The organism is Delftia sp. PE138 (assembly GCF_018320755.1).
GTDB lineage: Bacteria > Pseudomonadota > Gammaproteobacteria > Burkholderiales > Burkholderiaceae_C > Comamonas > Comamonas tsuruhatensis.
The window spans coordinates 300,938-314,017 of record NZ_JABEPN010000007.1; the positions used below are offsets into that span (position 1 = coordinate 300,938).

The following is a 13,080-nucleotide window of genomic DNA, read 5'->3' on the forward strand; positions in this document are numbered from 1 at the left end:
TTCAATGCGCCGAGAACCCCAGCAGGTACTCGTAGCTGAGGCTGGTGGTACGCGCGTCGCCGGAGACAGGCAGGCGCACGATGGCCAGCAGCTGGTTCATGCCGGCACGCGGTGTGACGGTTACCAGGCCGTCGGCATCGGTTGCCAGTGGGGGGCCGCTTTCTCCCAGCGACACGCGCACGCCAGCCCGGGGCTGGCCGTTCAGCAGCACCTGGAATTGCTGGGGCTCGCCCGCGTGGGGCGAGCGGCGGGTCCTGGCGATGATCTCCAGGGTCTGGCCCAGCTTCTCGCGGGTGACCGGGCCCCATTCGAGGATGGTCTTGTGGAACTTGAGCGCATGCACGCCGCTGGTGGCACCGGGGTTCTCGGTCATGGGCTTTTCGACCATCGGCCCCTCGCCCACGCGGCTGAAAAATCCGTTGTCGAAATGCGCGGCCAGCAGCGCGGCCTTGCGGGCCGGCGTGGCGCGGGCGCCGCCGGGCACGGGCTGCACGGCCACGTCGATGCGGCGGCCGCGCGCGTCATAGGCCTCAACGCTCTTGAGCTTGCCGGCCGCAAAGTTCTCCAGCTTGCCCTCATGGCCGCCGAACTGCACGGTGTAGGCGCCGTCGGCATCGGGCTCCAGCCAGACGTTGTGGGCCTGGGCCAGCGGTGCGCAGGCCAGCAGCGCAGCGAACGCTGCGGCGGCGAAGGGATGGCGGGCTGTCATGTACCTGTTTCTCATTTGGGGTTTCCTCAAAACTGCGTCTGTACGCCGACCTTGAGCGTGCGCGGCGCGCCGGGCGCGAACAGCGGCACGCCGCGGATGACCGAGGCCGACGTGGCATAGGCCTTGTCCCCCAGGTTGGAGACCACGGCGTAGATGCGGCTGCGCGCCGAAGGCAGGCGCCAGCTCAGGCCCAGGTCCCAGGTGGCGTAGCCGCCGTAGAAGACGCTGTTGTCGGCGGTGACGGCATAGCGGCCCACGCGGCGCCAGGTGAGCGAGCCTTCCCACTGCGCCAGCGGGCGCCAGGCCAGGCCCACGGTGGCCGTCTGCCGGGGCACGCCGGCCACCTGGTTGCCGACCAGGGCCGGGTTGCCGTTCTCGGTCACGCGCGAATGGGCGCTGCCCCAGGCCACTTGCAGGTCCAGGTTCTTGCGCACGGCCCACAGCGCGCTGGCCTCCACGCCCGTGCGGCGCGTTGCGCCGAAGTTCTCATAGACGCCGGGCGCCACGCTGCGGATCTCGCCCGAGGACTGCAGCCTATAGGCGGCCACATCCAGCACCAGGCCCGGCATGGGCTTGATCTGCGCGCCCACTTCAGTCTGGCGGAAGATGTTGGGATCGAGCTGCGCGGCGCCCAGCGCGTACTTGGCGAAATCGCTGGCCAGCGCAAATCCTTCGGACCAGCTGGCGCGCAGCAGCACACCCGGCGCCACCTGCGAGCGCAGGCCCAGCTTGGGGCTGGCATGCGAGGTGCGCGCCAGCGGGCCGCAGGGGTCGCTGCCCGCCTCAGGGCCGTTGGGACGGCAGCCGCCCGTGAAGCGATCCCAGCGCAGGCCGGCGGACAGCTGCAGCAGGCGGTGAACGGGCGCATCCACCTCGGCAAAGGCCGAGAGGGTGTTGAGCCTGGAATTGCGGTCATCCAGGGCAGCGCCCGTGCGCTCGCGCCACTGCAGGCCGTCGTAGAACTGGTAGTCGGTGGACTCACGCACGGCCTCCAGACCCGCCACCCAGTTGATCGGGGTCAGCGCCGTGGCATGGCGGCCATTGAGGCTGGTGCCTGCGCCGTAGACGGCGCGGTCATAGCTTTCCTCGCGCTGGCGCCACTGCAGTGCGTCGATGGGCCGGCTGAACCAGCGCGTGAAGCTTTGCTGCGTGGTGTAGGCATAGCCCAGCCAGGTCAGCCGTGGCGAGAGCGCGTACTGCACATCGGCGCGCAGCGTGGCGAAGTTCTTGCGCGTGCCATCGTTCATGGCGCGCGGATCGATGCCATGCGGATCGCGTGCGAACTGCCCCGCCGTCAGGTACGAAGGCGAGTCGCCCTCGCCGTGGTGCAGCCGTGCCGACAGCGCCACTTCCAGCTGCGACGAGAGCCGCTTGCTCCAGCGCAGGGATGCCGTGCTGCGCTGCATTTGCGACTGCGCGCGGAAACCGTCCGTGCGGTAGTGCTGGGCCGCCAGGTTCAGGAACTCGCCATCGCCCGGCTTCAGCCCCAGCGCCGCCTGAGCGTCCAGCGTGCCGTGCGAGGCCAGGCTCACGTCGGCCTCGCGGTAGGGGGTGTAGTCGCCCTGCTTGCGCGTCTCTATCGCCATCAGCCCTGCGCGGTTGAAGTTGCCGTACAGCGCCGACACCGGCCCCTTGTAGATGCTGATGCGCTCCATCTCCAGCGGCACGATGACGCCCAGGTCCACATAGCCGTCGGCATGCGACATGGCCTCGTTCAGTGGAATGCCGTCCAGCACCACGCCTACGTCGCCGCCGTGCCCGCCACCGCCGAAGCCGCGCATGACGATGGCGTCACCCACGCCGGACAGCTGGTAGTTCTGCACATTCATGCCCGGCACCTGGCGCAGCAGCTCCTGCGGATGGCTGACATGGGCGTTGGCGATGTCCTCGGCCTCGATCACGCTGGTGGTGTAGGCGGCCGAGGCGCCGCGCGCGGTCTGGCCCTTGACCTCGACAGCCTGCAGGCTGGCCGTGGCGTTGCCCGCCTGCTGTGCACCGACATGGGGAATGCAACCCAGGCCCAGCAGGCCAGCTGCTGCAATCTGGTGCACGGCAAGGCGCCGGGAAGGGGAATTCAGGGGATGTGTCATGCGTTTCAAGGAGTTGTATGAAGAAAAAAGCAAACTTCATACCGACCTGCATGACAGGGCCTGCGCAAGGCGCCCGGCCCCGGGCTGGCTCAATCGTCGTGCGAATGCGGATGGTGGTGCGCGTGATCGTGCCCGCCAGGCTCTGCCCTGCGCACCATCACCACGTTGAGCTGGCCGTGGTGCACGCCGCGCTCGGCCGTGATGGTGTCGGCAAAGCGCCGCACGGCGCTGGCCGGGCCGCGCAGCATGACGGTTTCAATGCATTGCTCGTGGTCCAGGTGCACGTGCGTGGTGGCCATGTGCAGCTCATGGTGGTCGTGCTGCAGGCTGGCCAGGCGCTCGGACAGATCGCGCTCGTGGTGGTTGTAGACATAGGACAGGTTGGCCACGCACAGGCCGTCGGCGTCCTCGCGCTCGCGCACCTGGGCCAGGTGGGCACGCAGCACGTCGCGTATGGCTTCGGAGCGGTTGTCGTAGCCGCGCGCGGCGATCCAGCCGTCGAAATCACGGGCCAGGTCGTCGTCGATGGAGATGGTGAAGCGTTCCATGGGCAGCACAAGTGAAGGGAAACAGGAAGATGGCGGCAACAGCGGGGCAGGCGCAAAAGACAGGCATCACGCCGGATCTGCCAGCCATTGTCCGGCCATCCAGGCCCTTGCCCCACATGCCTCACATGCCCCACATGCAACAGCCGCGCCAATCACTGTCGGTACGGACTGGCAATAGCGACAAACCACCACGGTCATGCTTTGTTCACATTCGCGCCATATCCGGTTACGCTGATCGAGGATGCGCGGTGCGCACCGTCGATCGCTGAAAGGGGCGCGGCATGCAGTATTCATTCGATCAGCTTCTGGACATGCTGCTGTCCCTGCTGGAGGCTGCGCCCGCCTGTTCTTCTCGCGACCAGGCCTTCGAACAGCTGCGCACGCTGTGGCTGCAGACCCACACCTATTTCGCGGCGCCCGAGTCCGAGCTGCGCCGCATCGCCGGCCGCCGGCTGGTCGAACCCCATGGCTGGAAGGACCTGGACAAGGACCCCTGCTACCTGGACCACGATCCCGGCAACGGCAGCGCCCTGCGCATCTACCTGCACCGCGATGGTGGCATGGTGATACAGCGCCTGCAGGGCGACGGCCGGCAGATCCTGTTCTCGCGCCTGGGCATGCAGCTGCAGCCTGCCAGCTGAGCCCGCGCCCCGCCAACCCATCCCACGCTCAGGCATAGGCCAGGATGTCGGCCAGCGGCCTGCGCGCCTTCTGCGGGCGCAGCGTGCCGGCCGCGTGGCCCACGGCCACCAGCATCACGGGCAGTTCGTGGGCCTGCAGGCCAAAGCCCGCTGCCAGCAGTTCCGCATCGAATCCCACCATGGGGCAGCTGGCCAGCCCCAGGCCCTGGGCGGACAGCATCAGCGTCATGGCCGCCAGCGAGGCCGAGCGCACGGCCTCGTCGCGCTGCAACTGCAGATTGTCCGCATGCGCGGCATGGGCCTGCGCCACCCAGCCATCGGCCGTGCGCTGGCTCATCACGCCGCTGTCCACGCTGGGCTGCAAGAACTCCGCCAGCCGCGCATGGGCGGCCAGCGTGCCGCAGACGATGAAGACGGCAGAGGCGTCCTCCACCTTCTGCTGCCCATAGGCGGCGGCCTTCAGGCGCGCCTTGGCCTCGGGTGTGCGCACGGCAATGAAGCGCCAGTTCTGCAGGTTGTAGGCCGACGGGGACAGCGAGGCCTGGGCCACCAGCGCGGCCAGGGTTTCGTCGGCCAGCGGGCGGCCCGGCTCGAAACGGTCTGCGGAAATGCGCGAAGCGATGGCCTGCCCGACGGGCATGGAGGAAAGTTCGGAAGAAGTCATGTGAAACGCTCGGTGGGAAAAAAGAGGAACCTCGATGCCAGAAACTCAGGCGCCGCGCGAAGCCGACCACTGCACCACCAGCACGCTGGCCAGCACCACCAGCAGGCCCAGGAAGGACATGCCCGTCATGGACTGCGACAGCAGCGCCCAGCCCAGGACCACGGCCGTGAGCGGGCTCAACAAGCCCAATGACGACACGGCCACCGAAGGCAGGCGCCCGATGCCGCGAAACCACAGCACATAGGCCAGCAGCGCGCCGGCCAGGCACAGGTAGGCATAGGCACCCAGCTGGGTGAGAGACAGCGCGGGCAGCGGCGCATCCACCCACCAGGCCAGCGGCAGCAGCATCAGCCCGCCAAACAGCAGCTGCCAGCCCGTCAGCGCCAGCACCGGCAAGTCCACGCGCCAGCGCCGCGTCAGCCACGTGCCGGCCGCCATGCACACCGCGCCGGCCAGCGCCGCCGCCATGCCCACGGGCTCGAACACCGTCTGCGGCGACAGCAGCAGCACTGCCATGCCCGCAATGCCCGCCACGGCGGCCCACAGCGTCAGCCGCGCAGGGGAGCGCCCGTCCACCCCCCAGGCCAGGGCCATCACCAGCAGCGGCTGCACGGCGCCCAGCACGGCCGCCAGCCCGCCCGGCAGCCGGTAGGCCGCCACGAACAGCAGCGCCTGGAACACGCCGATGTTCAGCGCGCCCAGCACCGCCAGCCGCCACCAGCCCGAACCCGCTGGCAGCCGCCGCGTGAACAGCACCAGCAGCAACCCGGCCGGCAGCACGCGGATCAGCGCGGCCGTGAACGGCCGGTCTGGCGGCAGCAGTTCGGAAGTGACGATGTAGGTGGAGCCCCAGATGGCGGGCGCCAGCGCGGTCAGCAGGATGTCGCGCCATGACATGGCAGCGCTGGCTGCAGCAGGAGCAGTGGAGGTACAGGACGATGAGGAGGAGGACATGGATTTATCTTCAATTCAAGACAAACCCATTATGCACGATTTATCTTAAAATCAAGACAAATGACCTACCCCCCCTCCCACCCCTCCTCCCAACGCCTGCCCGACCATGTCGACACCATCCTGGCCCAATGGCGCCGCGAACGCCCGGACCTGGACCCCAGCCCCATGGGGCCCATAGGCCGCATCAAGCGCTGCGCCGCCCTGCTGGAGCAGCGGCTGGAGGAATGCTTTGCACGCTTCGGCATGACCATGTGGGAGTTCGACGTGCTGGCCACGCTGCGCCGCTCGGGCGCGCCCTTCTGCCTCACGCCCACGGCCTTGTTCTCCACGCTCATGGTCACCTCGGGCACCATGACCCACCGCATGAAAAGCCTGGAGACGCGCGGCCTGGTACAGCGCCTGCCCAACCCGCAGGACGCGCGCAGCATGCTGGTGCAGCTCACCGACCAGGGGCTGGAGCTGATAGACCGCGCGGTGGAAGCGCACCTGGACAACGAGCGCGCCATGCTGGCGCCCATGCCTGCCGCCGAACTGGCCGAGCTGGATGAGAGGCTCTCCCTGCTGCTGCGCGTGCTGGAGGGCGGGCCTGAGGAGTGCACCCGCCCTGCCCCCTGAACTGGCGTCTATCCAGGTCGTTGGAACTGGCGACGGTCGTGGTGCTCACGCCCTTCGTCATGACCCGGGAACGCTTTTGGCAAAAGAGGCGCTTCCCTTGAAGCACATCGCAGGCACCCAGCCGCATCTCGATGCGCCATGGCAGCAATTGCTTACCCGCATGTCTCAAGACCCGCGCTACAGCCCGCATCCTGGACTCGGCTGGGCAATGCCAGAAAATCCTGATCACACAAGCGCGACCCACAGAAGACCATTGGCTTTCCCACAATCTGCTGCAAAAACCCTGGTGTCGAATTTTTGTAGCCAGATGTAATGATTTCACCAAAGATTTCCACTAAGATGTCCATTCCAACGGTGAAATGGCGATAACAGATTCTCAAACGACTTTGATACTCCCTCAACGCACCACACCATCTTGATAATGGTTTACTAATCTCCCGCCTTGGATACAAAAGGCTGCCACAGGCTGAATGCGCGCGATTTTCAATCGTCCAATGTTCAGGCTTTTTCCGGCTGATCCTTTACCGCACAATTTTCACACGAATGGCATGACGCCAGTTTACTCAGGCGGTAAACAGGCGGTTTAGCGAGTTATTCAATCTTTCAAACGGCACTGTGCAAAGCAGTCTCGCCGAGGCTTCGGCGTGAAATGGCCCTATGGCATCGGCACATAAGAAATGGGAGACATACCATGGACATATCGGAAATAGCTTTGGCAAATAGCGAATGCCATCTCGATGCTGAGCATCCAACAGCTGATGAAGTCATCGCGTCTGCGCTCACCGCGCGCGAAATCGATGTACTCGAAGCGATGGCCAAAGGCCTTGGTTGCAAGGACATTGCGCACACGCTGGGCATCAGCGAACACACGGTACGCAAGCACCGCAGCAATATGTGTACACGGCTGGGCCTGCGCAATGCCGTAGAACTCGTCACGCATGCCAGGCGGCAAGGCTGGTTGAGCGCTGCCCGCTCACCGCTCCCTCTGTCTCCTCGCGAGCAGGAGGTGTTGGCGCACGTGCTGGCGGGACTCACCAGCAAGGAGATCGCACGTTCGCTTTACCTCAGCGACTTGACCGTGCGCAAGCATCGCGAAAACATTCTGCGCAAACTGGGCCTGACAAGCACGGCCCAGTTGCAGACATTCGCGCCAACGGCAACTCGCAATGGCGGCGACACCTGATATCCAGGCCAGCGTGCATCGCCTGTCCGTACCCACCGAATACGACATTGGAAGTATTCCACCCTCCTGGTGCAATTGGGCATGATGAGCACAACGAATCTCGGACATTGACTTTCGCGACTTTGGATCAACCGGAGGGTGAGCAATCTCCTTATGGCGGCTGCAGCAGGCACCATTGCATTTGAGGTTTGCGCGGTTGACATGGAATATCCGCGCGAGCCTTGAACAACTGCAGAGGCTCATATCTCTTCGCCTTTCAGTCTCTTCGCCTTTTGGTTTTTTCGTCTCTACGGTCCGCATCCGTCGAGGCATCTTCCCGGCACCCACGTGTCGGATCCTTGCACGCAACTCAAAGGAGTATCCCGCCATGAATCATTCTTCGCGGTCACCCCCTGCGATTTCTCCCAAGCACCACATGCCTTAGGCCCAATACCGGGCAATCATTCTCATTGGCAAAGAAAAGCGTTCATGACTTCAAACCTCATGTCGCTCCCTATCCATTCAATTTCAGGAATTGCACGCCATGTCAGATCAAGCCATGTTCAGCCAGTTGTACAACGCCCTTGTCGATAATCTCGGCACCCCGAATTTCCAGTTGCTTGGCACCCCCAAGGACTTCAGCTGGGGCACGGCTCCGACCGGGCAATGGGAACCGGCCGCCTATCAGATCGTCAGCGGCATGCCGCAGTGGTCCGCGATCGGCCAGTACGGCAGCCTCGATGCGACGCTCTTCGACGCCGTTCGCCAGATCTTTGGTCACGTGACATTCAAGGTCAGCCCCGAGCAGCAGGCCAATCAGGCGGAGCTGGCTAACCTGTGCGTCCAAAAAAGCAATGCGATGGCCAAGGCCAACAGCGACATGAACCAGTTCTACCTGAGTTCAAAGCAGAACGGCGGCTTGATATTCGCAGCCCGCTACCCTGACATCAACACCTGGCTCAACAACGCGCCGGAGGCTGCTGCCTACGTTGCCGCCATCCAGGCGGCCACCAACGCCTACAACCAGGCGGTGAAGATGAAGATGGAGCTGGAGCGGGCCAGCATGCCCAGCGATCTGCAGCGCGCCATCGACATGATGCAGATTCCGTCGGGCGACCCTGCCTCAAACAACGCACCGGCAGGCTGGACCAAGGTGCCGGATGGCTCGGGCATCCTGCGCTGGCAGCCGGACTTCCACATCGACACGACGGGCGCGGACTGGCGCGCAGCGCTCAGCAATGGCAGCGCAGGCGCGTTCTCGATCGCGATGAAATCTTCGCAGTCGAGCAGCGACTTCAAGTCCTCGTTTGCCAAGGGCTCGACCAGCGTTGGCAACTTCTTCTGGAGCGTCAACGCATCGGGCGGCTGGAGCAAGTCCGACCTGTTCAACCAGGACTCGAGCTCGGCAGTGAAGATCAGCTGCGAGTCCTCCACGCGCGTGAAGGTGAATCCGGGCGACTGGTACCCGGGCGGCTTCATGAGCGAATTGGCCAAGGCACAGCAGGGGCCGGGCGGCCAGGGCTACACCATCGTCGCCCCGTGGGTGGCCAACGGCGGCCCGGGATCGAGCTCCCTGTTCGGCCCGAACGGCATCGTCGCGGCAAGGGTGTCCGAGCTGCTGGTCGTCTACAAGCCTTCGTTCGAGATCACGATGAGCGCCAACACCTATCAGCAGAACAAGCAGGCCTTCGAGGCCAGCGCGGGTGTGCGCATCGGGCCCTTCACCTTCGGTGGCACGGGCGGTCACCAGTCCGAGTACACCAAGAGCACCGCACAGGCCAATACCTTCAAGGGAAGCAGCACCTCGGTGAACCCGCAAATCATCGGCGTGATCGTTGATTTCCCGGGCATCCACTGACCTGAAGACCAGCGGGTGGGCGGGACGCCGCGGCCGGTCCTGCCCACCCCGCCCACCCCCGTCAACCGGAGACAGCGTTCATGAACGTGATCCATCAGTTCCTCGGCGGCCTGGCTGATCTGGTGCCTCCGCCCCCAAGGGCCCCAAGCGTATCGAGCGGGCCGAAAACCGGCATGGTGTTCAAGCGCTCGGCATCCATTTCGGCGCCGCTGGTGCGGGGGCAGATGCTGATGCCGGTGACCGCGTGGAACTGGCCGGATCCAGTGACCGGCACCATGGCCGACGCGCAGTTTCTCTTTGCAGACACGGTGCCCCAGTCCGCTGCCAATGGCGCGCTGTACCAAGCGTCGGGGCGCAGCTTTTCGCAGGGATACAAGACCTTTCTGCAGGTACTCGAAGCCTGCAAATTCCCCTATCAGTCGATGCTTGCAGGCGCCATGCAGAAGATGGCAACGCCTCCAGGCGAACCTGCATACTCGCCCACTCCGGTGGGATGGACCAAGGTGTACGAGACCGGCTACCTCCAGTGGAAACCGATCTGGACACTGCCCAAGAGTTCGTCGGAGTGGAGCGCAGCAGTGGCTGTCGGCACGATCGCAAACCCCGGCACCTTGCGCTTGAATCTCAACGACACATCCGGCGCAGGGCCGCAGGCTCCGGCTTCCCTGCAGGCCCTGGACGCTTCCGGCCGCGTCCTTGCGCTACCCGCCGCTTCGCTGGAGACGGTGACGATCACCTCTGAATGCTGGGACCAAGTGCCGATCTACCCCGGCAGCTGGTACGACGCCTCGATGGTGGCGCTGGGTCGCGGCCTGGTGCCGGATGCAGGCGTATTCTTCGGGCCTGGCGGCCTGATGGCGTGCCGTGTGTCAACTTTCTACGTTGCGTTGAAACCCCGCTTCGACTTCACTGCCGCAGCGCCGATCCCCGCCTCGCTGCGCCAGACGCTGGACGAGGCGGACACCGTGCAGGCCATGGGTGTGACGGTTCAGCGCGCACGCGGAGACGGACAGCCAAACCAGGCCTTGCGCCTCGTGAACACCGATCCTTCCCCCGTCATCGTGGCCGTGAGCCTTGAAACCTTGGCGTGATCCGTCACGTCCACACCACGTCACTTCACGTCAGACGATTTGCATTGGGCCCCCTCAAGGGGCTGCTTGCCATGACGCAGCAAAGTGCGTGGTGGCCGCATGCGTGGCGGCCACCGGCCCTATCGCAAACCTTCGGCCTGCAGCGCCTGGCGCACGGCAGGCCGCTCCCGCATCCGCGCATACCAGCCGGCAAGATGCTCCAGGCCATCGAAGCGAATGCTCGTCTTGTAGACCGACTCCAGCCACGGCGCCTGCCCCCACTGCGTGAGCGCGTACAGATAGGCATCGGCCACGGTGAAGCCATCGCCCATCAGGTAGCGCTTGCCGGCCAGTTGCGAATCCACCCAGGCATACCGCTGCTCCAGCTTGGGCTTGGCCGTCTCCACGCCGTACTTTCCCGCCGCCACCGCATACAGCAGCGGGATGAAGCCCTTGTGGATCTCCGAATTCAGAAAGGCCAGCCACTCCAGCAGCCGATAGCGCTCCAGGCTGCCATGGGCCGGCGCCAGAAGCGACGCAGGCCGCAGGTCCGCCAAGTACTGCAGGACGGCGGGCCCTTCCCGCAGCAGGCTGCCGTCGTCCAGTTCCAGCAGGGGGACATAGCCGAACGGGCTGAGCGCACGGAAGTCCCTGCCGTCTTCCGTCTGGTGGGTCTTGTGGTCCACCCGGACCAGTTGGAAATCAAGCCCCAGCTCGTTCAGGACAATGTGCGGCGCCAGCGAACAGGCGCCGGGCAGGTAATACAGCTTCATGGAATTTCTCTGGTGATGGAACAAGGGGCCTGCGCGTTCAGGCACAGCCCCTGGCCAATGTCATGCACCAGGGATAAATCTGGAAGAAGGCAATAAAACTGCCCATAGGTTAAAAAAATATACCTGCCGCCTGCCTATGATGAATGTGCTATGAAATCCAACATCTCCGGCTGCTCCGTGGAAGAAGCCATGCGCCTGCTGGGCGGCCGCTGGAGGCTGCTCATCGCCTCCTACCTCATCGACGGCCCCCGGCGCTTCAACGACCTGCGCCGCGACATGCCCGGCATCTCCCAACGCTCCCTCACCCTGGACCTTCGCGCGCTGGAGGAAGCGGGCCTAGTCAAGCGCACGGTCTACCCTACTGCGCCGATCAAGGTGGAGTACGAATTGACCCAGGATGGGGAGCGGCTCAAGCCGGTGGTGGGGGTGATGAAGGAGTTTGGGTTGTGGGTGAAAGGCAAGGCGCCGGCCTGACGAAAACTGCGCCGGCTGGTCGTCTCCATCCGCCCCCCCTGCTGACAGGCAAGCCCCATCGCCGCATGCACGGTGATTTGAAGAACAACGACCATGACGAACAAGCCTTCCGAGCAGGCATCCCGCGCCGAGTACGCGCGACGGATCAATCGCGTGCTCAACTACATCGACGCCCACCTGGATCAGCCTCTCGATGGCGCACATCTGGCCGACATCGCCAATTTCTCGCGCTTTCACTTTCACCGAATTTTTGCGGCATGGATGGGAGAAACGCTGGGCAGCTATGCGCAGCGCCGACGGCTCGAGAAAGCGGCATTCCGGCTGTCCTGCGGCAGCAAGGAAACCGTGCTTGAAACCGCCTTGGCCACCGGCTTCCAATCGGGCGAAGCATTTGCGCGCGCCTTCAAGCTCAAGTTTGGCTGCACGCCATCGGGCTGGCGCTCCACCACGCTTGAGCGGCTGAAAACCCAGGCGGCCGCCATCGGGCAGCAACCAGGCAGCCAGCAGAGCAATCCTGATCAGGTCTTCGGCAATCTCCATCAGGAAGACCCATGCGCGTTCGGCGAACCTCAGGGCTCTTGTCACCTGAAGGAAGAAATCGCCATGGACGTACGCATCATTGATCTACCCAAAGCACATGTCGCCTATCAGCGCTTGATCGGCCCCTATGGGCCAGCCATAGGCCAATTCTGGCGAGGCACCATTGCGCCGTGGATGCACTCCAATGGCCTCAGCGATCAAACGTGCTACGGCATAGGCTATGACGACCCCTCTCTCACACCCACCAACAAATGCCGCTATGACGCCTGCGTGGAAGTCCCCGCGCATTTCGTCGCCAGCGGCCAGGTGGATACCCAAACTCTGCCGGGCGGCCGTTACGCAGTGGCAAGGTTCAAAGGAAAACCCGAGGGCTTGGCCAACGCCTGGATGTGGCTGACGCGCGAATGGATGCCGTCCAGCGGCATGCAATGTGACGACCGGCCTTGCTTTGAGATGTTTTCTGTGGCCACCGCCATGGATGCCGAGACCGGGGAGTTCTGCTGCGACATCTGCATTCCGGTGCGGACGCTGTAAAGCGACTCAAGCCGGTTGAGGTTTGACGAATGTGTTGGGTTGGCCGGTTGAATCCACTACCCGCTGCAGGCGTCGGACCTTAGCCGTCAGGGGTCGGCTTTGCAGCGATTGCTATCGATCCGGACGAGGTGTCGACGGCTGCTTTCGGGTTGTGAATTCAACCGGTCGATGCAACACAATGACTGCACCTGGCGCAAGGAGTGCTGGCCATGAAGCAACGACCTCGGATCTACTACACCGAAGCACAGAAGGCGATGATGTGGGATCGCTGGAGCAAGGGCGATACCCTGCACCAGATCGGCAAGCTGTTCGATCGGCCACATACCTCCATTCAGAACATCCTGGCCGCAACCGGCGGAATCCGCCCGCCAGCGCGCCATCGATCACGATTGGCACTGACTCTCGCTGAGCGCGAGGAGATCTCGCGGGCATTGGCTGCGGGCGAATC

At 64.4% G+C, this 13,080-nt stretch carries 14 protein-coding genes and 1 pseudogene; 9 read left to right on the plus strand and 6 right to left on the minus strand.

The features are described from left to right. Position 1: 1 nt before the first annotated feature. The 3 genes from HFGMBDPB_RS22950 to nikR form a co-directional block, all read right to left on the minus strand. Positions 2-709 carry a DUF4198 domain-containing protein gene (locus HFGMBDPB_RS22950; RefSeq protein ID WP_133073458.1) on the minus strand — a complete coding sequence of 236 codons (708 nt, stop codon included), beginning with the start codon at positions 707-709 and terminating at the stop codon, positions 2-4. 26 nt (positions 710-735) lie between these two features. Continuing rightward, positions 736-2,799 (minus strand): TonB-dependent receptor, encoded by a 2,064-nt coding sequence (locus HFGMBDPB_RS22955; protein ID WP_133073459.1) that lies wholly within the window; start codon positions 2,797-2,799, stop codon positions 736-738. 89 nt (positions 2,800-2,888) lie between these two features. Further along, complete coding sequence (gene nikR / locus HFGMBDPB_RS22960) at positions 2,889-3,347, minus strand: nickel-responsive transcriptional regulator NikR (RefSeq protein ID WP_016448139.1); 459 nt, start codon at positions 3,345-3,347, stop codon at positions 2,889-2,891. Positions 3,348-3,628: 281 nt separating this feature from the next. Between nikR and HFGMBDPB_RS22965 the strand changes: the two genes are divergently transcribed. Continuing rightward, a complete protein-coding gene (locus HFGMBDPB_RS22965) occupies positions 3,629-3,988 on the plus strand; it encodes a hypothetical protein (protein WP_016448140.1) in 360 nt (119 codons plus the stop codon). A 28-nt stretch (positions 3,989-4,016) separates the two neighbouring features. Here HFGMBDPB_RS22965 and HFGMBDPB_RS22970 read toward each other — a convergent pair whose 3' ends face one another. Beyond that, the gene (locus HFGMBDPB_RS22970) at positions 4,017-4,652 is read right to left on the minus strand and encodes a nitroreductase family protein (RefSeq protein ID WP_212646337.1); all 636 of its coding nucleotides are present in this window, start codon (positions 4,650-4,652) and stop codon (positions 4,017-4,019) included. A gap of 45 nt (positions 4,653-4,697) precedes the next feature. Beyond that, positions 4,698-5,549, minus strand: a complete 852-nt coding sequence (locus HFGMBDPB_RS22975) for an EamA family transporter (protein WP_034367241.1) — start codon at positions 5,547-5,549, stop codon at positions 4,698-4,700. A 117-nt stretch (positions 5,550-5,666) separates the two neighbouring features. Between HFGMBDPB_RS22975 and HFGMBDPB_RS22980 the strand changes: the two genes are divergently transcribed. The 5 genes from HFGMBDPB_RS22980 (at position 5,667) to HFGMBDPB_RS23000 (ending at position 10,332) form a co-directional block, all read left to right on the plus strand. Beyond that, positions 5,667-6,221, plus strand: a complete 555-nt coding sequence (locus tag HFGMBDPB_RS22980; RefSeq protein ID WP_212646338.1) for a MarR family winged helix-turn-helix transcriptional regulator — start codon at positions 5,667-5,669, stop codon at positions 6,219-6,221. 97 nt (positions 6,222-6,318) lie between these two features. Then, on the plus strand, positions 6,319-6,534 hold the full coding sequence (locus tag HFGMBDPB_RS22985; RefSeq protein ID WP_212646339.1) for a hypothetical protein: 216 nt from the start codon (positions 6,319-6,321) through the stop codon (positions 6,532-6,534). Between the two features lie 378 nt (positions 6,535-6,912). Continuing rightward, positions 6,913-7,404, plus strand: a complete 492-nt coding sequence (locus HFGMBDPB_RS22990; protein ID WP_212646340.1) for a response regulator transcription factor — start codon at positions 6,913-6,915, stop codon at positions 7,402-7,404. A 523-nt stretch (positions 7,405-7,927) separates the two neighbouring features. Further along, a complete protein-coding gene (locus HFGMBDPB_RS22995; RefSeq protein WP_133074256.1) occupies positions 7,928-9,241 on the plus strand; it encodes a hypothetical protein in 1,314 nt (437 codons plus the stop codon). An 80-nt stretch (positions 9,242-9,321) separates the two neighbouring features. Further along, positions 9,322-10,332, plus strand: coding sequence for a hypothetical protein (locus tag HFGMBDPB_RS23000; RefSeq protein ID WP_133074237.1), 1,011 nt, complete (start codon positions 9,322-9,324; stop codon positions 10,330-10,332). Positions 10,333-10,451: 119 nt separating this feature from the next. On the opposite strand, the gene gstA is transcribed toward HFGMBDPB_RS23000, so the two are convergent. After that, positions 10,452-11,084, minus strand: a complete 633-nt coding sequence (gstA, locus tag HFGMBDPB_RS23005) for a glutathione transferase GstA (protein WP_133074238.1) — start codon at positions 11,082-11,084, stop codon at positions 10,452-10,454. 150 nt (positions 11,085-11,234) lie between these two features. On the opposite strand from gstA, the gene HFGMBDPB_RS23010 reads away from it, so the two are divergent. The 3 genes and pseudogenes from HFGMBDPB_RS23010 to HFGMBDPB_RS23020 form a co-directional block, all read left to right on the plus strand. After that, on the plus strand, positions 11,235-11,558 hold the full coding sequence (locus HFGMBDPB_RS23010) for a winged helix-turn-helix transcriptional regulator (RefSeq protein ID WP_013802924.1): 324 nt from the start codon (positions 11,235-11,237) through the stop codon (positions 11,556-11,558). A gap of 93 nt (positions 11,559-11,651) precedes the next feature. Further along, positions 11,652-12,632, plus strand: a complete 981-nt coding sequence (locus tag HFGMBDPB_RS23015) for an AraC family transcriptional regulator (protein WP_133074239.1) — start codon at positions 11,652-11,654, stop codon at positions 12,630-12,632. Positions 12,633-12,841: 209 nt separating this feature from the next. After that, positions 12,842-13,080 (plus strand): annotated as a pseudogene (locus HFGMBDPB_RS23020) (IS30 family transposase); the annotation flags it as partial.